The sequence below is a fragment of the Lacinutrix sp. 5H-3-7-4 genome, assembly GCF_000211855.2.
In the GTDB taxonomy this organism is placed as follows: Bacteria; Bacteroidota; Bacteroidia; order Flavobacteriales; family Flavobacteriaceae; genus Lacinutrix.
In genome coordinates this window covers 767,760-786,274 of record NC_015638.1, presented here as the reverse complement: position 1 = coordinate 786,274, position 18,515 = coordinate 767,760, and the positions used below count along the sequence as shown (strand labels likewise).

Annotated in this window: 10 protein-coding genes; 2 read left to right on the top strand and 8 right to left on the bottom strand. The window is 32.0% G+C overall.

Going from position 1 to position 18,515, the window contains the following annotated elements:
• Positions 1-42: 42 nt before the first annotated feature.
• The 6 genes from LACAL_RS03490 to LACAL_RS03465 form a co-directional block, all read right to left on the bottom strand.
• Entirely contained in the window at positions 43-3,177 is a 3,135-nt protein-coding gene (locus LACAL_RS03490) for a DEAD/DEAH box helicase (RefSeq protein ID WP_013869318.1), read from the bottom strand.
• A complete protein-coding gene (locus tag LACAL_RS03485) occupies positions 3,174-3,560 on the bottom strand; it encodes a (deoxy)nucleoside triphosphate pyrophosphohydrolase (protein ID WP_041301277.1) in 387 nt (128 codons plus the stop codon). Before LACAL_RS03485 ends, LACAL_RS03490 begins: the two co-directional genes overlap by 4 nt.
• 2 nt (positions 3,561-3,562) lie before the next feature.
• Positions 3,563-6,424: a DNA polymerase I gene (gene polA / locus LACAL_RS03480; RefSeq protein WP_013869316.1), complete on the bottom strand. Its 2,862-nt coding sequence runs from the start codon at positions 6,422-6,424 to the stop codon at positions 3,563-3,565.
• Between the two features lie 74 nt (positions 6,425-6,498).
• Positions 6,499-7,503 carry an isoaspartyl peptidase/L-asparaginase family protein gene (locus LACAL_RS03475; RefSeq protein ID WP_013869315.1) on the bottom strand — a complete coding sequence of 335 codons (1,005 nt, stop codon included), beginning with the start codon at positions 7,501-7,503 and terminating at the stop codon, positions 6,499-6,501.
• Positions 7,504-7,537: 34 nt separating this feature from the next.
• The gene (locus tag LACAL_RS03470; protein ID WP_013869314.1) at positions 7,538-9,205 is read right to left on the bottom strand and encodes a glucose transporter; all 1,668 of its coding nucleotides are present in this window, start codon (positions 9,203-9,205) and stop codon (positions 7,538-7,540) included.
• An 83-nt stretch (positions 9,206-9,288) separates the two neighbouring features.
• Positions 9,289-12,225 carry a GH92 family glycosyl hydrolase gene (locus tag LACAL_RS03465; RefSeq protein ID WP_013869313.1) on the bottom strand — a complete coding sequence of 979 codons (2,937 nt, stop codon included), beginning with the start codon at positions 12,223-12,225 and terminating at the stop codon, positions 9,289-9,291.
• Positions 12,226-12,456: 231 nt separating this feature from the next.
• Between LACAL_RS03465 and LACAL_RS03460 the strand changes: the two genes are divergently transcribed.
• Both LACAL_RS03460 and LACAL_RS03455 read left to right on the top strand, forming a co-directional pair.
• Positions 12,457-13,758, top strand: coding sequence for a metallophosphoesterase (locus LACAL_RS03460; protein ID WP_013869312.1), 1,302 nt, complete (start codon positions 12,457-12,459; stop codon positions 13,756-13,758).
• 53 nt (positions 13,759-13,811) lie between these two features.
• Positions 13,812-14,108 carry a co-chaperone YbbN gene (locus LACAL_RS03455; RefSeq protein ID WP_013869311.1) on the top strand — a complete coding sequence of 99 codons (297 nt, stop codon included), beginning with the start codon at positions 13,812-13,814 and terminating at the stop codon, positions 14,106-14,108.
• On the opposite strand, the gene LACAL_RS03450 is transcribed toward LACAL_RS03455, so the two are convergent.
• Together LACAL_RS03450 and LACAL_RS03445 are read right to left on the bottom strand one after the other, a co-directional pair.
• A complete protein-coding gene (locus LACAL_RS03450; protein ID WP_013869310.1) occupies positions 14,105-14,755 on the bottom strand; it encodes a polysaccharide deacetylase family protein in 651 nt (216 codons plus the stop codon). The two genes, LACAL_RS03455 and LACAL_RS03450, sit on opposite strands and share 4 nt — an antisense overlap.
• 3 nt (positions 14,756-14,758) lie before the next feature.
• The gene (locus LACAL_RS03445; protein ID WP_013869309.1) at positions 14,759-18,250 is read right to left on the bottom strand and encodes a DUF2723 domain-containing protein; all 3,492 of its coding nucleotides are present in this window, start codon (positions 18,248-18,250) and stop codon (positions 14,759-14,761) included.
• Positions 18,251-18,515: the final 265 nt, after the last annotated feature.

The following is an 18,515-nucleotide window of genomic DNA, read 5'->3' as shown; positions in this document are numbered from 1 at the left end:
TTTACGGTTTAACTTGAATGGAAAATGTTTTGACTTGATAGGTTAGCCCACGGAAAGTTTTGCCGCTTCTTTCCACAAATAATTGGGCAATGGTTCGTTTAACTCCCAATTGATACTCATTGGTTTTGAACCGTAATGGTCTTTTATATTTCCTTCTCCTATAAAGACATAACCTTTTGTATTACCAAATTCATCTTTTGCTTTTTCACGAACAAAAAGTAAGATTCGTTTATTTTGTTCTTGATGTTTTATATAAGATAATCCTTTTCCTTTATCAGGTCTTGCTGAGTTTTGAGTTTGCCAATGAAATAGTAACTCATTCACAGCATAATCATCATACATTGTGGTTGGTGAAAAGTTTTCTTCTGACTTAATAAGGTTGATAAATAGTAATTCGGTATTCAAATCTTTATTTAATGCGGTACCTTCTCTATTTGATGATTTTTTGGTGAAACTACTAAATTTAAATGCTGATAAAATTTGGTCTCTAGTATAACGACTATGTAATTTTAATGGTTGTTCGTACGGTAGCTGAATAGGTAATTCCTTAAAATCGATGTTTTCAATTAATAATTCGAGAACTTCTTTGATTTCTTCAACTAAAATTTTATTTAAACCAATCGTTTTTATACTTTCTTTTAATGAATCAAATCCACCTTCTTTTTGCCAAACATCATAATGTAACATTAAAAGCATGATTTTTTCATTTTGATTTAAATCTGAAATATTTATATTAAAATTTTGTTTGGCAATTTTTAAAATGAATGTAAAATAGCTTAACGAATTTGTTGAAAGCCATTTATTTGATATGGCAGAGACTATTTCTTTCTCATTTTTTGAATCAAAATCATTAATTTTTCCTGCTAATTGACACAGTCTTTTCCAACTATCTCTTTTATATATTGATTGTAATGGTATATTATAAAACTTACTAAAGTTGCCGATTGTTAAAGGTAGATTAGTGTCATGTTGAAATTGCTGTATTCTTTGAATTAACTTATTCTTATTTAATGAGGTTGCAGCTGAAATATTTTTAAGTATTGTTTCTTTTGTCTTTTTCTCTAAAATGATAGAGCAACCTAAAGGTAGATGAGGGAAATCGTCCTCAATTTCTTTTAAAACAGTTGTATTTGTTTTACCTATTAAAGCTCTAAACTTGCTTTCAAAGTTGTATTCAGGTTTTGAGTTTCCAACAAAATCTAAAACTGTCAAGCAGTCTTTCTCTTCATGAAGTCTTAATCCTCTTCCTAATTGTTGTAAAAAGACTGTTAAGCTTTCCGTCGGTCTTAAAAATAAAACCGTATCGATTTCTGGAATATCGATTCCTTCGTTAAACATGTCGACAACAAATAGATAATTGATTTCTTTTTTTTCTAATTTCTGACGAATATAAACTCTGTCTTTACTGTTTTCGCTAGTTAAATAGTCAGCTTTTAATCCAGCTAAAGTAAATTTTTTAGCCATGAATTTTGCATGTTCCATTGTAACACAATAACCTAAAGACCTAACTTCATTTATATCTTTTGTGTATTTTTCTAATGCATCTATGATTTCTCTAACTCTTCTGTCATTCCCTGTATACAAATCTGTTAATTCACTTGGTGCATATTTCCCTCTTGACCAACTTACATTGGTTAAATCAATACTATCGGTAATTCCAAAATATTGAAAAGGACAAAGCAATTTTCTATTCATTGCCTCTGGAAGTCTAATTTCTGCAGCAATCTTATTCTCAAAATCTTCTAAAATGTCTCCACCATCCATTCGTTCTGGAGTAGCAGTTAAGCCAAGTAAAACCTTTGGTTTAAAATAATTTATTATTTCTCTATAACTATTAGCTGTTTGATGATGACATTCATCTATTATGATGTAATCATAATAATCAGGAGTTAAGTTGTATTCTTTAAATTTGTTTTTAACAGATTGTACCGAAGCAAATACAAACTCGAAGTTATTAGGAGTCATACCGTCAACCCATAATTCACCAATATTATTATTTCTTAAAACACCTTGAAAAGTAGACAATGATTTTTGTATGATTTCCTTTCTATGTGCTAGAAATAGTAATTTTGCAGATTTGTTATTTTGTTTGAAGCGTTTATAATCAAATGCAGAAATAACAGTTTTTCCTGTCCCAGTAGCTGCAACTACAAGATTTCTAAATCTTTTATGAACCGTTCTTTCTACTTCTAGTTTTTCTAATACTTCTTTTTGATACGGAAAAGGCTTAATATCAAACAAAGCTGTTGCGTTTTCATAAGGTTTACTAAACTTACTCTGCTTTAAGGCGCTTTGCAATTTCTCTTTGTGCTTAGAATCATCAAATAATTCAAAATCATCACTTTTCCAATAAGAGTCAAATGTCTTATTGAATTTATCGATTATGTGATTTACTTCTTTGGTTGTAACTTTTAAATTCCACTCTAAACCATCAGTTAAAGCTGACCTTGAGAAGTTTGAAGAGCCAATATATGCTGTATGAAATCCAGTGCTTCTATAAAAAAGATATGCTTTAGCATGTAACCTTTCGTTACTTGTATTGTATGATATTTTAACTTCAGTATTTGGAAGCTTAGAAAGTAGTTGAATTGCTTTGTAATCTGTTGCTCCGATATATGTTGTGGTAATTACTTTTAGTTTTCCACCACGTTCTGTAAATTCTCGTAACTCTTTTTCAAGAATAATGATTCCTTTAAATTTTATAAAAGAGACAAGAAGATATATTTCGTTTGATGAAAGAATCTCTTTTTTTAATTCACTTTCTAGCGATAAGCCACCGTTTCCACCTGTAAATAATTCGCTTTGTGTTAATCTTGTATAAGGAGTGATTTCTTTTAATCTTAAATCTAAATTTGAAAAGTGAGCATCAGTTTTAGAAAATACTGCCTTTAATATTTCTCCTTCAATACTTACTAAATCATCATTAAACTCTTGTTTGTTTAATTCATCTTTAAGTAATTTAATTATTTTGTTAGCAATTTCAATTTGTAATTCTGCTTTACCTTTGATAAGTTGAAAAGCGTGTTTTAAAGTCTTAGCTAAATGTTTAGACAAAACATTTGAAGCTTCTTCTTTATCGATTATAGTTTTCTTTAAATAGAATTTATCTTTATCAAGTTTATTTAAATTTTCAGATACTAATTGGGTTATTAATTCTTCGTAAATTCCTTGATTCATAGTGATAAATATTCTTGTAAAATTGGCAAATCTGCTTCAGCCCAATCTAAATTAATCAATTCTTTTTTATTAACTAAAACGGAGTTAACATGTTCATTAAGTATTAATTCACCTGAAATATATTCAGCAGTAAAAGGAATTAATTTAATTTTAAAATCAGGATATTCATGAGTTACAGGAGTTAACTTATCTTTGATTTCAATTTTGATATTTAATTCCTCAAAAATTTCTCTTTTTATACATTCAACTTCTGTTTCTCCTTCTTCAATTTTTCCACCTGCAAATTCCCATTTCAAAGGGAGTTTCATCGTTTCACTTCTTTGAACTGCTAAAATTTTATCATCAAATTGAATGATTGCACAAGTTACAGGAATAGTTTTCATATTTAATGCGCCTCCAACCAATTCAAACCAGTATCTACCTCAACATCTAATGGCACTTCCATTTTAAAGGCGTTTTCCATTTCGGTTTTAATTAAGGTTGTCATCTTTTCGAGTTCTGGTTTGTAGACATCAAAAACCAATTCATCATGTACTTGTAGTAGCATTTTGGTTTTATAATTACCAGCTTCCAATTTATTATAAATATTAATCATAGCAATTTTTATAATATCTGCAGCACTACCTTGTATTGGTGCATTAACCGCATTTCGTTCTGCTGCACCGCGAACTACAGCGTTTCGGCTATTTATATCTTTTAGGTAACGGCGTCTGTCTAAAATGGTTTTTACATAACCGTTATCGCGAGCAAAATGGACTTGTTCGCTCATGTATTTTTTAAGCTTTGGATAGGTTTCGTAATAGGTATCAATAAGCTCTTTGGCTTCACCACGCGATAAATCGGTTTGGTTACTTAAGCCAAAAGCAGACACGCCATAAATAATACCAAAGTTTACGGTTTTGGCATTGCTACGTTGCGCTCTGGTTACCTCTTCAATTGGCACTCCAAAAACTTTGGAAGCGGTTGAAGCGTGAATATCTTCACCATTTTTAAAGGCTTCAATCATGGTTTCCTCTTTACTTAAAGCTGCAATAATACGCAGTTCTATTTGGCTATAATCGGCAGCAAGTAAAGTGTAATCGTCATTTCTAGGAATAAACGCTTTACGTACTTGGCGCCCACGTTCTGTACGAATTGGAATATTTTGTAAGTTAGGATTGTTACTACTTAAGCGTCCTGTTGCAGCAACGGTTTGCATATAATCTGTATGTACGCGACCTGTAGATTCTTCCACTTGTAAAGGTAAAGCATCAACATAGGTACTTTTTAATTTTGCCAGACCACGATATTCTAAAATATTACGAATAATCTCATGATCTTTGGCTAATACAGATAGAATGTCTTCACCCGTTTTGTATTGTCCTGTTTTGGTTTTTTTAGGTTTATCGACAAGCTTTAATTTTTCAAATAAAATGATTCCTAATTGCTTTGGTGAAGCAATATTAAATTCTTCGCCAGCAACATCGTAAATTTTGGTTACTAAAGCTTCAATGTCTCTGTTTAAATCGTTAGATAATGATTGTAAAAAGTCTTTATCTAAGTTAATGCCTTCTAGTTCCATTGCTGCTAATACACGCAGTAAAGGCACTTCGATATCATCAAAAAGCTTTTGTGTATTGGCTTCGCCTAATTCTTTTTCAAAATGCTCCTTAAGTTGTAAGGTAATATCTGCATCTTCGACAGCATATTCCGTTTGTTTGTCTAACGGAACATCGCGCATAGACAATTGGTTTTTGCCTTTTTTGCCAATGAGTTCTGTTATAGAAACTGGTGTGTAATTTAAATAGGTTTCTGCTAACACATCCATATTATGACGCATGTCTGGATTAATTAAATAATGCGCTAACATGGTATCAAATAATGGACCTTTAACTTCTACGTTATATTTTGCTAATACTTTGATATCGTATTTTAAATTCTGACCAATTTTCTGAATGTTTTCTGCTTCAAAAAAGCATCGTAATGCTTCGATAATGGCTTGTGCTTCCTGTTTATCTTCTGGGAAAGGTAAATAAAATCCTTTTCCTGTTTCCCAAGAAAAAGCGATACCAACTAATTCTGCAGTTAATGGATTTAAGCCTGTAGTTTCTGTATCAAAACACACACTAGTTTGATTCATTAAATTTTTAATGAATAGTTTGGTAGCCATTCCTGGAGCGACACTTTGGTAAAAATGAGACGTGTTTGCAACGGTTCTTCTTGTAAAAGCAGTGTCTATATTAGAGGTTCCATCTTTTGTTTCATTTGGATCGCCACCAAATAAATTAAATTGTCCAGCTCCAGCATTAGAGGTTGGTGCTGTGCTTGTTTTTGAAGTTGGTTTTTCTGAAGTATTTGAAGTGCTATTTCCTATTGCAGGCGAATCTTCAGCAAAAGTTTTTATAAAATTATCTGTAAGACGTCTAAACTCTAATTCTTGAAAAATTTCTTTTACTTTATCTATATCTGGTGCATCTAACTCGAAATCTTTAGCATGAAACTCTACAGGAACGTCAAGCATAATTGTGGCTAGTTTTTTAGAAAGTAAACCCAATTCTTGGTTGGCTTCAATTTTTTCTTTCATTTTACCTTTAAGCTCATGCGTATTGGCAAATAAGTTTTCCATACTACCATAAGCGGCCAAAAACTTTTTTGCTGTTTTATCACCAACACCTGGTAATCCTGGAATATTATCACTTGCATCTCCCATCATACCTAAATAGTCGATAACTTGTAATGGATCTGTAACTTCAAATTTTTTCTGTACTTCTGGTATTCCCCAAGTTTCATAGCCACCACCAAAAACAGGTCTGTACATAAAAATATTTTCGCTTACTAATTGTGCAAAATCTTTATCTGGTGTTACCATAAAAGTTTGGTAGCCTTCTTTTTCGGCTTGTTTTGCTAAAGTTCCAATAACATCGTCTGCTTCAAAACCTTCTTTAACCATGATAGGAATATGCATGGCTTCTAAAATTTGGCAAATGTATGGAATAGCTGTTTTTATACCTTCGGGCGTTTCGTCTCTATTGGCTTTGTATTCTTCAAACATTTCTACTCGATCAGTACTGCCGCCTTTATCAAAACAAACAGCTAAAAGGTTTGGTCTTTCGCGTTTAATAACGTCTAAAAGTGAGTTCATAAAACCCATAATAGCTGAGGTGTCTTGACCTTTACTGTTAATTCTTGGATTTTTTATAAAGGCATAATAGCCACGAAATATTAAGGCGTATGCGTCTACTAAAAAGACGCGTTTATTGTCTGACATTGAAGTAAATTTATAAAGTATAAAACTACGAAACTTATCGTTTTTAAACAGAATAACTTGTCAACAATACTTTTTTATGCTTTTACAATAAATTGAGATTGAATATTTTCATTCTTTCCATCTTGAAATTTAGTCATGCTAAACCATTGATGTATAGAGAAACTGCCTGTTTCTCCTTGCTTATTTACAGCAATATAACCAACTTGAAAATTTTTAAAATCGCTATTTGGTTTATTTACAATACGTTTTATGGCTTCTTCGCAAGCGTCTTGTGGCGATTTGCCTTGGCGCATAAGTTCTACTACTAAAAAGCTACCAACGGTTTTAACGACTTCTTCACCTAAGCCAGTTGCTACACAAGCTCCAATTTCGTTATCTACAAATAAGCCTGCGCCAATTATTGGCGAATCGCCAACACGACCTGCCATTTTATATGCAAGTCCACTTGTGCTACAAGCTCCAGAAATATCACCATTTTTATCTATAGCAAGCATGCCAATAGTATCATGGTTTTCAATATTTATAATAGGTTTGTATTTAGATTCTATTTTCCATTTTTCCCAAGCTTTTTTTGAAGCGTTGGTAAGTAAATTCTCTTTTTTTAAACCTATTTCGTAAGCAAATTGTTCTGCGCCAACTCCTGCAAGCATAACATGTGGCGTGTTTTCCATTACATGTCGTGCTACAGTAATAGCGTGAGTGATATTTTGAAGATAGACTACAGCACCACAATTGCCATTTTTGTCCATAATACAAGCATCTAAAGTTACATTGCCTTCGCGATCTGGTAATCCGCCTTTTCCAACGGTTTGATTATTGATATCTGCTTCTTCAATTTTACATCCAGCTTCAACAGCGTCTAACGCTGTGCCTCCATTTTTTAAAACCTTGTAAGCAGCTGCTGTTGCATTAGGATAATTCCACGTTGCAACTACAAGAGGTAAAGTGGCTTTTTGTGTTGTTTTTGTTACAGGTGTTGTTGGCGTTTTTTTATCGTTGGTACAATTTACTATTGTGGCTCCAACAGCTAAACCAGCAGTGGATAAAGTTGCATTTTTAAGAAATTTTCTACGTTTCATTTAAGTGTGTAATTTATTCTTAGATATTGAATGATTAATATTTTACACCTTGTTTGTCTAAAACTGTTTTTGTTCTAAAGGCATAAAATAGTAAGTAAGCAAAACACATTACAGCAATCCAATATGAAGACTGAATAGTAAAAATATCGGCAATTTTTCCTTGTAACGGAGGAATAATTGCACCGCCAAGAATCATCATGATTAAAAAAGCAGAACCTTGAGAAGTATATTTTCCTAAACCAGCAATACTTAAAGTAAATATACAAGGCCACATAATTGAACAAAATAAACCACCAGATAAAAAGGCAAACAAGGCTAAGTTACCAGTTGTAAATAAGCCAATTAGCATGCCTAAAACACCTAGTGAAGCAAAGATTTTTAATGTGTTTACAGGATTGTCTTTTGCCATAAAGAAACCTGCTATTTGTACTGCAATACATACACAGAAAAATAAAATTTGGTCACTAGAATATTTACCATAATTAACCAATAATATTACGCCAAAGGCTAAGTAAGGTACAATTATTAACAACCACTTTTTTAAACCTTTACTTGGGTTAAATACAGTAATAGCACCAACCCAACGCCCAATCATTAATCCGCCCCAATAAAGTGAAATAAATGGTGCGATTTGTGCATCGTTTAAAATTGGTAATCCTAACGGATTTAAGTTTGCGACTTTATCTGCAACTTGTTTTAAAAGCTCGCCTAAATTACTTTGAATTGTGACTTCTACACCAACGTAACAAAAGATAGCTAACATGCCTAAAACCAATTGAGGATACTTCATCGCTCCCCAACCAACGGCATTTTTTGAAGCACTAGAGTTTGCTATAAATACAGAAGCGACTACAGCAAATAAGGCTACAAATAATAATATTAAACGTGTGTTTTCTAGAGTTTCTGAAACTACTGTTTCACCAGAATAGGTGCTAAAAATATAGCCAAAACAAGCTACTATAACTACGGTTAAAATTATAAGTAAATTTCTTGCTTTATTAGCTGGTTCAAATACAGTGTCTGATTTTAAAGCAGGCAATTTTTTTGAAAAATAGAATAACGCTGCAGCTAATAAAAATAAAAAACCAACGCCTAAGTATAGCATTTGTACAGTACTTAATGTGATTTCATTATTTTTAATCATGTTAACCAGTTCTTCTGGACTTACTGATGCGGTACCAAAAATTACAAGAGCAACAACTACAGGTCCAATGGTTGTTCCAAAAGAATTAATTCCTCCAGCAAGATTTAATCTGTGAGAACCTGTAGCCGGATCACCAAGTGCAATAGCAAATGGATTTGCTGTTGTTTGCTGTAAAGAAAACCCTAAGCCTACTATAAATAAAGCAAAAAGAACAAGGTAGAAAACAGCAGTTTGACCTTGTTCTGCTCCAACAGTTGCAGGATACATTATAAAGGCGCCAACAGCAGAAAGTAACAACCCATAAATAATCCCGTTTTTATAACCCCATTTATTTAAAATATCTTTTTTTACTGCGCTGGAAATTATAAATAATGCTAATGCACCTATATAATAAGCGCCATAAAATGCAAAATCGACTAATTGAGATTGAAATTGATCGATATTAAAATACGTTTTACAAAACGGAATAAACACACCGTTAGATGCTGCTATAAATCCCCAAAAAAAGAAGACTGTAACCAAAGTGGTTAAAGCAGATTTGTTGTTTTGACTTGTCATGTTTTAGTTAATTAGTTGCCTAAATGTAATTAAAATTAGCTTTTAAAATTGCTAATAACTTGTATTGTCCTTTTTTATCCTGATTATTTTATTATAATCTCGTCTGCAAATAACCAGCTTTTACCATCGTGTTTACTACCTAAATGCCATTTAGGAAGATCGCCTAGTTTTTTTGCAACAATTTTTATGTATTGGTACTTTTTTGGCACTAGTTTGAAATATGCAGTCCACAAAGAAACCTCTTCTTGAGGAGTTAACTTTAATGGCTCTCTAATATCGTCAATTTTAGTAAAGTTAATACCGTCTTTAGAGCCATAACATTCTACTTTTGTAGGATAAAAAATCCAAGAGCGTTGGTCTTGTAAAAAATTAATCTTAACTAAGTTTACCAATTGTTCTGAGCCTAAATCAACTATAGCCACTAAGTCTTCGTTAAAATAGCCTTGCCAAGTACCTGTTCTAAAATCTTGAGTCCCAAGTATACCATCTATTAACGCATTGTTTCCGCCGCCATTATACTGGTTAGCATATTTGGTTTTTAAGGTTACTGAAAGATTAGGATCTATTTTAAAAAAATGGGTAGTAATTGTTTTGCTTTTCTTTGCATTTAATTCTGCATAAACATTTAGTTTTAATGCTTCAGAAATACTAAATGGTTTTGTGTATTTTTTAAATTCTGAATTATTTTCAGAATAATAAATAATAGCATTTTTGGTGTTACTTTTAAGCACAACTTCGGTTTCGCCTTTAAAAGCCGTATCGCCTTTTGCAATAAACGGTGGTGTTACAATAAGGTGTTCTTCGATTTTTGTTTCTGGAATTTCGGAATCTTTTGTTGCCCAATTTGATGGTGAGTTTGTCATTTTAAAATGAAGCGTTCCGCCATTCATTATATCTTGATGTGTAATAAATGATTGTTGTAACGGTTTTCCGTTTAAACTGGCTGATGCTATATATTTATTGGTGTCGCTTAAATTAGTAGCTGAAACCGTAAAGGTTTTACCATTTTCTAAATTAAAAGTTGCGTTTTTAAATAAGGGTGTTCCTATTATGTATTGATTGCTTCCTGGAGTAACTGGATAGAAACCTATTGAACTAAATATGTACCAAGCGCTCATTTGACCGCAATCTTCGTTGCCAGAAATACCATCTGGAGTATTGGTATATAACTCGGTTAATATTTGGTGGACTTTTTCTTGTGTTTTATGTGGTTTATTTACAAAATTATAAAGGTAAGCCATGTGATGACTAGGCTCGTTACCATGAGCGTATTGACCAATTAATCCTGTAATATCTTTTTGATGCCTGCCAGAAGTTTCGTTTGTAGCAACAAATAATTTATCAAGATTTTTTTCTAGGTTTTGCTTGCCGTCTAATAAATTTATGAAGCCAGAAATATCTTGTGGTACATAAAAACTATATTGCCATGCGTTAGCTTCGGTATAATTAAAATTTACTTCGTAGGGATCGAAAGGAGCGAACCAAGTGTTACGAAAACGACCACGCATGAATTGCGTTTCTGGATCGAAAACGTTTTTATAGTTTTGAGCTCTTTGGGTATAGTTTTTAAAAACTTCGGTTTTATTCATGGCTTTTGCCATTTGTGCAATAGACCAATCATCGTAAGCATATTCTAAGGTTTTTGATACCGATTCGCTTTCTTCTTCTACAGGAATATACCCAAACGTTTTGTAGCTTTTTAAACCTAATTTATCACGTGTGGCACTATGTAGCATGGCTTCTAAAGCTAAGTTATGGTCGTAATCACGAATACCTTTTAGGTAAGCGTCGGCAATTACAGGAACCGCATGATAGCCAATCATGCAACCGGTATAATTGGCGCTTAAATCCCAAATAGGCATAATGCCGCCTTCGTTATATTTTGCTAAAAAGGTGTTTATGAAGTCGTTAGTTCTATCCTGTTCAATTATAGTGTATAATGGATGTGCAGCACGATAGGTATCCCAAAGAGAGAACACAGTGTAATAATCGAAACCTACAGATTTGTGAATTTCCATATCCATGCCACGGTAGTTGCCTGTAACATCTTGATATAAATTTGGCGCTAAAGCAACATGATACATAGACGTGTAAAAGTTAGTTTTATAGTCTTTATTATCACTTTCTACAACTATTTTTTGTAATTGTTTTTCCCAGAAATCTTGAGCTGTTTTTTTTACTTGGTTAAATGTTTGATTACCAATTTCAGCTTTTAGATTTTCTTTTGCACCTTCAATATCTACTGCCGAAATTCCAACTTTTACATAAACAGGCTCATTGTTTGGGTTTATAAAGTTTAGTGCGATTTTTTGCGCTCCAGGCATTCCTGTTTTTGGAGGCGATTGTAAAACATCATTAAATGCATGAGATGTTTTTATTACAAAGTATAAACGTTGGTCTGTTGCCCAAGCTTCAGAAAAACGATAGCCTACAATTTCGGTATCAGATATTTTTTCAATTTTCGCGTCTAAAACTTTATCTCTATGTGTTAAATCTACAATAGCGTATTGGTTATTAGGAGATGGAAATTGATATTTATGTATGCCGCTGCGTTTAGAAACGGTGAGTTCAACATTTATATCTGTATCGTCTAAATGTACTTTGTAATATCCTGGTTCTGCTATTTCATTATCGTGAGAAAACTTAGATTTATATCCTTTTTTGCCATCTGCACCATTATTAAAAACTTGCTCGTTAGTAGGCATTATTAAAATATCGCCATAATCACTAACACCTGTACCGCTTAAATGCGTATGCGAAAAGCCATAAATTTCGTTGTCACTATAATGGTAACCAGAGCAACCATCCCAACCATCTAAACGTGTATCTGGGCTAAGTTGCATCATGCCAAAAGGCATTGTTGCACCAGGATAAGTATGGCCATGACCACCAGTACCAATAAATGGGTTTACGTAAGCAATTAAAGGTTTGTTTTTTATAGATTTTTCTTGTTTGTTATCTTCTTTGCATTGCGTAAGTAGAAGTAAAAAACTAAATAGGAATATGATATTATATTTCATTAAAACGGGTTGGATAATTTAATAGGTCTAAATATAGTGAAATGTATTAATAGGAATTACTAATAGGATAGAGCAGGCTGTTGCTTTTATTGTTAAAACTCCTAAAACAAGTTGTTTTTGTACAGTGTTTTACATTAAATGCTGTTTAAAGAATTAAAAATCAAAACGTTTAACAATTTAGTAAGAAAAACTAGTAGTAACTATTAATATATTTGTGTTAAAATTAAGTTTATGCTCCGTTGGATTATTCTTGTTTTACTGGTATTTGCGTTCGATTTGTATGCTTTTCAAACCATTAGAACACTCACAAAAAGTTATTGGATTTATGTTATATATTGGTTAGCGAGTACTTATGTTGTAGGTAACTTTGTTTATTACTATGCCAATTTTGTTAGAGGCGAAAGTTTTACTCATGGCCATGGTTATGCAGTTGCTTTTTTAGTTACTTTATTTGTACCAAAACTAATTTTAGTACTATTTATGTTTGGTGAAGATATTGTGCGTTTTGTTCTTACTATACTTAATAAAACAGCAAATTCTGATGCAGATACTGTTGCTTATTCTACTAGTAGAAGAGGTTTTGTTTCTAAAATAGCTTTAGGCTTAGCAGCAATTCCTTTGAGTTCTTTTATTTATGGGATTTACAGAGGAAAGTATAATTACCAAGTTGTTAAACATGTACTCTATTTTGAAGATTTGCCAGAAGCGTTTGATGGTTATAAAATAACACAAATAAGTGATGTGCATTCTGGAAGTTTAGAAAACAGAGAGAAAATAGAATATGGTATTGATTTAATTAATGAGCAAGAAAGTGATACTATTTTATTTACTGGAGATATTGTAAATACAAAAGCTGCAGAAATGAATAAATGGGTAGATGTTTTTGCAAAATTAAAAGCAAAAGATGGAAAATATGCAGTTTTAGGTAATCATGATTATGGGTATTACGCCTATGGTGGAGATGCAGATTTAAATGCAAAAAACCAAAGGGAATTAGAAGAGATTCATAAAAAAATTGGTTTCGATTTACTAATGAATGACAACCGCCAGATAGAGCGAAATGGTCAAAAAATAAATTTACTTGGTGTTGAAAACTGGGGAGCATCTCGTCATTTTCCAAAACGCGGAAGCTTAAAAGAAACGACTAAAACCATTGGAGACAATGAATTTAATATATTAATGTCTCATGATCCTTCGCATTTTGATTTTGATAAAATGGAAGTAAATAAAGACGATATAAATAATCATGATATTGTAACAAACGAAACTAATATAGTTAATTTTGAAAAGCACATTCATTTAACCTTAGCAGGCCATACACATGGTATGCAGTTTGGTATAGAAGTACCATCTTTAGGTATAAAATGGAGTCCTGTAAAATACCGTTACCCAAAATGGGCAGGAATGTACGAAGTAGCAGGTAAGTATTTAAACGTAAACAGAGGCTTTGGTTATCTTGCCTTTCCTGGTAGAATAGGGATTTGGCCAGAAATTACTGTAATCGAGCTTAAAAAGGGTGTAAATAATGCTTAATTTAGTGGAAATGTTATATTTGTATAACAAACTTTAAATAGAAGGTTTAAGAAATGTCAAAATTTGGAGAATTAATAGATGTAAATATTCCAGTCTTATTAGACTTTTTTACAGAATGGAATGAGCAGTCAACAGCAATGCATCCAGTGTTAAGAGATGTAGCAGCTGCACTTGGCGACAAAGCAAAAGTTATTAAAATTGATGTTGAAAAAAACAAAGAACTTTCTGAAGCTTTACGTGTAAAAGGTTTACCAACACTTATTATTTATAAAGATGGTGAAATGAAATGGCGACAGAGTGGAGAACAAGATGCAAATACTTTAATAGCACTTGTACAATCTTATTTCTAAAAATTAATAGCTTTAAATTGATAGCCTTGTTTGCTAAAGTGCTCTAAAAACTTTGGTAAAGCGTACATCATGTTTTTTGATGCTTTTATACTGTCGTGAAATACTATAATGTTTCCGTTTTTAGTTTTAGAAATGGCATTTTTTAAACATGTTTCTTTACTTATTTCTTTTTCCCAATCAAAAGTTATAACGCTCCACATTATAATTTTATAACCAAGATTAATTATTTTTTTGCCTTGACTTTTTTTTATTTGTCCAAAAGGCGGGCGAAATAGTTTTACTTTTTTACCACTTGTTTTTAATGCATTATTAATAATAGTTTCGGCTTGTAACGTATTATTTATATAGGTATTAGTATCTGTTTTCCATCCTTTAACATGATCCTGGGTATGGTTGCCAACAGCGTGGCCTTTATTTAAAACCGATTGAAAAATCTCTGGATGTTTTGCAACATTATTTCCTATGCAAAAAAAGGTGGCTTTTGCATTGTATTTTTCGAGAATGTTTAATGTCCACTGTGTGATTTCTGGTGTTGGCCCATCATCAAAAGTAAGGTATAGCGTTTTGCTATTAGACGAAAAATCCCAAACATAGTTTGGGAAAATTCGTTTTATTACTCTTGGTATTTTTACAGGAACAAATCTCATAAACTACTCTTCGGTTGTTTGTGGAGCTAAATTAGGAATGCTACTATCTCTATTAATATCGCGTTCTTCTCTAATTTGTGGCTGTCTTATTGGCTGTTCGCTAGGCATTAAATCGCTAAATAATTCTTCGTGATATTGAAACGTTTTAAACTCTTCCTCTGCAAAGTCTTCATCATACTCTACTAATACTATAATTAAAGCTCTATAGCGTTCTAAGTCTGTAATGATATTTTCACCGTTTTTAAGCTGATTTTCTCTGGTTAACTCACTATAATATTTTAAGTTTTCTTGATATTTAACAGCAACATCTTTAAAAAGTTGTCTGGCTTTTTCTTTTGCATCAACTTCATAATAACCGCTAATATAAGGCTCTAAAAGCGTGTAGTAACCGTAGTAGTTTACAGGCATATTTTCCATAGCTATATCTGCTACTTCTTCAGCCTTTTCTAACTGTTTTTCGTTTATTAAAGTTTCCATTAAACGTGCTAAGTTACCTCTATATGTTATTGAGTTTTTACGTGTTTCAGGATCATGGTAAATGTTTTCACTACCGCTATTTCCCCAATCCCAATTTTTAACTTTATTGTACATTAAATCACTATCTACACGACCCATATCAAATGGATTTGCACGTTCAACAGGTGTTTTAATAGGTACTAATTTATAACACATACCATCTAGTTGTAAATAGTCTTTCATCCAGATGTAATCATCATCTCCAAAAGCTCCACCAGTAAAGTAAATTGGTCTTTCCCAGTTGTTGTTACCAACAATGTCTAACATTAATAAACGTTGCTTGTATATGGCACTTTCTTTAATTTTAATGTCTATATAATCTACAATTTGATCTGCATCCTTTTCTTTTACAAGGCCATTACTTAAAACTTCATTTTTATTAACCGGAACTCGAATATTTTCTACCGGAAAATAGTTTGTGTTTAGTAATTGCGATGGGTATTGTTGTGGATCTTCGCCTTGCAATTGAATTATACGTTTAAATTTAGTTTTAGGGTTGTCGCTTGAAACAAAATCTAAAAATTCTTTAATAGAAAGCGTGTCTCTGCTAAAAGTAGGTTTGTACTCTTCAGTTTTAGGGTCGTAATAATTAGTACGTTTCATGATATAATCTCGTGTACCGTACTTGTATTGGTCATGAGTTAATTGAGAAGGTACTGGGTCGCTTTCATAGGCTTTACGTTTCATTTGGTCTATATACCAATCGGTTTGAAATAAACTGGTATTAACTACACGTACATCGGTTCTATAATTTTCTATTTCCTGTGCATACCAAAGTGCAAATGTATCGTTATCTCCTATTGAAAATAGTATGGCATTTTCTGCACAAGAGTCTAAATATTTTTTTGCCATTGATAATGCTGTGTACTTGTTAGACCTATCATGGTCGTCCCAGTTATTTGCTGCTAAAATTCCAGGTACTAGAATTAAGCATACTAAACCAACAGCAGGAGCGAGCATGCTGTTTTTTATTTTGGTTTTAAGCATGTCGAAAATAGCATAAACGCCAAAACCAATCCAAATTGCAAATACATAAAATGAACCTACGACAGAGTAATCTCTTTCACGAGGCTCAAAAGGTCTAACATTGGTATAAACTTGTATTGCTAAACCTGTAAACAGGAAAAATACAAGTAATACCCAAAAGAGTTTTTTGTCTTTATTAAAAATAAAGAATAAGCCTATTAGTCCTAAAATTAAAGGCAAAAAGTAATAGGTGTTTCTTGCTTTATTATTTTCTACATCGCTAGGTAAATTATCTTGAGACTGTCCTAAATGCCATGCATCAAAAGCTTTTATACCGCTTATCCAGTTACCATGGTTGTTATATTCTCCTTGAATATCGTCTTGGCGTCCTGTAAAATTCCACATAAAATAACGCCAATACATATAACCTAATTGGTATTCAAGTAAGTATGCAATATTACTTCCTAATGATGGTTTTTTAATATCTAAATATTGTTGCCCGTAAGTTTTTAGGAAGTTATGATAGCCTTCATAATCTACATTACCTTTAACAACTTCATTTTTAAATTGATTTATTAAAGCAATATCTTTTTGAGTTCCTTGATTTAAATATAAGTTTAATTTATCACCATACTGTGCCATAAAACCATCATATTCACTTTCAGTGAGTTGGTTGTTTTGGTATTTTGAAATAAAATCGGCAATTTTATTTTCAGTAAATGGGTCTACAATATATTCTTCTTTTAAGCTAAAATCTAAAAAACCAGAAAATAGCATGTAGTTTTCGGCATTTTCGCCACTCCACATTCTAGGTAATATTGCTGCTTGGTCACTATTATAGTTTTGTTTAGCGTTTTTATAATCGTTAACAATAACATATTTGCCCAAGGCTTCATCTTTTTCGTATTTAGGTTTGTCATCTACATATGGTTTATCTTCATCTAAACCAGAGTATTGGTCTGTAAATAGCGGGCCATAAAATAAATGTGTTTCAGGATATTGCTCTAAGTTGTAGTAGGCAAGAAGTTCTCTTGCACTAGAAGGATTATTTTCATTAATAACTACATTAGCATTGGCTCTAATAGGGAGCATTAACCAAGAAGAGAAACCTATTACTACAAATGTTATACAAAGTATGCCTGTATTTAAATGTTTATAGCCTTTCTTTTGTGTATAGTTAAGGCTAAAATATATTACAGCAACTAGAATTAAACCAGCGATTATAGATCCTGAGTTAAATGGTAAGCCAATAGTGTTTACAAAGAAAATTTCTAGAGCACTAAAAAACCTAAGTATATTTGGAGCTAACAGTTTAAATATAAATAATAATATAGCTACCGAAACAACGTTAGCAACTATAAAGTTTATAATTGTTACTTTTTTGTAATTTTTAAAAAAGTATATAAGACCTAATGCAGGAATGGTAAGTAATCCCATAAAGTGCACACCAAAAGATAGACCAATTACAAATGCAATTAAAATAAGCCAGCGATTGCCTCGAGGATTATTCATGTCTCTTTCCCAACGTAAGCCTAGATAAAAAAGTATGGCCATTATTAGGGTTGCCATGGCATAAACTTCTGTTTCTACAGCATTAAACCAAAATGAATCTGTAAAAGTAAATGCTAAACTACCAACAAAAGCACTAGCAAGAATACCTTGAATTTTGCTATTTGTTAAATCTTGCTCTCCAACGATTTTTTGTAGTAATAGCGAAATACTCCAAAACATAAATAATATGGTAAATGCACTAGAAACAGCACTAACCATATTAAGCATTAAACCTACATATTGTGGTTCTATAGCAAAAGTTGAGAAAAATGCACCAAGCATTTGAAATAATGGTGCTCCTGGTGGGTGTCCAACTTGTAATTTAGCTGAAGTTAAAATGTATTCTCCGGCATCCCAATAACTTACTGTGGGTTCTACTGTTAAGCTATATGTTAGAAGTGCAATAAAAAAAGCGAACCAACCTAATATGTTGTTCCATTTTTTTAAGTTAATTGATGTCATAAACAAGATAAATTATATACTATGGCGAATTTACTAATAAATATGAAATGAGCATAACAATTAAGCCTATAGCAGCTTAAATAGTAGCTATTAAATTTTAGATGTAATATTAAAACAATAAATATATAATAATACAAAGAGAAAGTTAATATTCTATTTGTTACTTAATATCATTACCATTAACGGTGTTTTAAAACAAAGATTATATTTTTTATATTTTTTTCTATAAAATGTTTGCTCAAATAAAACTTTGTTTTAAATTTGC

Bases quoted from the DNA above. Each gene is read 5' to 3' on its own strand.
- LACAL_RS03490 (WP_013869318.1), bottom strand. From the start codon at position 3,177: ATGAATCAAGGAATTTACGAAGAATTAATAACCCAATTAGTATCTGAA.
- LACAL_RS03485 (WP_041301277.1), bottom strand. From the start codon at position 3,560: ATGAAAACTATTCCTGTAACTTGTGCAATCATTCAATTTGATGATAAA.
- polA (WP_013869316.1), bottom strand. From the start codon at position 6,424: ATGTCAGACAATAAACGCGTCTTTTTAGTAGACGCATACGCCTTAATA.
- LACAL_RS03475 (WP_013869315.1), bottom strand. From the start codon at position 7,503: ATGAAACGTAGAAAATTTCTTAAAAATGCAACTTTATCCACTGCTGGT.
- LACAL_RS03470 (WP_013869314.1), bottom strand. From the start codon at position 9,205: ATGACAAGTCAAAACAACAAATCTGCTTTAACCACTTTGGTTACAGTC.
- LACAL_RS03465 (WP_013869313.1), bottom strand. From the start codon at position 12,225: ATGAAATATAATATCATATTCCTATTTAGTTTTTTACTTCTACTTACG.
- LACAL_RS03460 (WP_013869312.1), top strand. From the start codon at position 12,457: ATGCTCCGTTGGATTATTCTTGTTTTACTGGTATTTGCGTTCGATTTG.
- LACAL_RS03455 (WP_013869311.1), top strand. From the start codon at position 13,812: ATGTCAAAATTTGGAGAATTAATAGATGTAAATATTCCAGTCTTATTA.
- LACAL_RS03450 (WP_013869310.1), bottom strand. From the start codon at position 14,755: ATGAGATTTGTTCCTGTAAAAATACCAAGAGTAATAAAACGAATTTTC.
- LACAL_RS03445 (WP_013869309.1), bottom strand. From the start codon at position 18,250: ATGACATCAATTAACTTAAAAAAATGGAACAACATATTAGGTTGGTTC.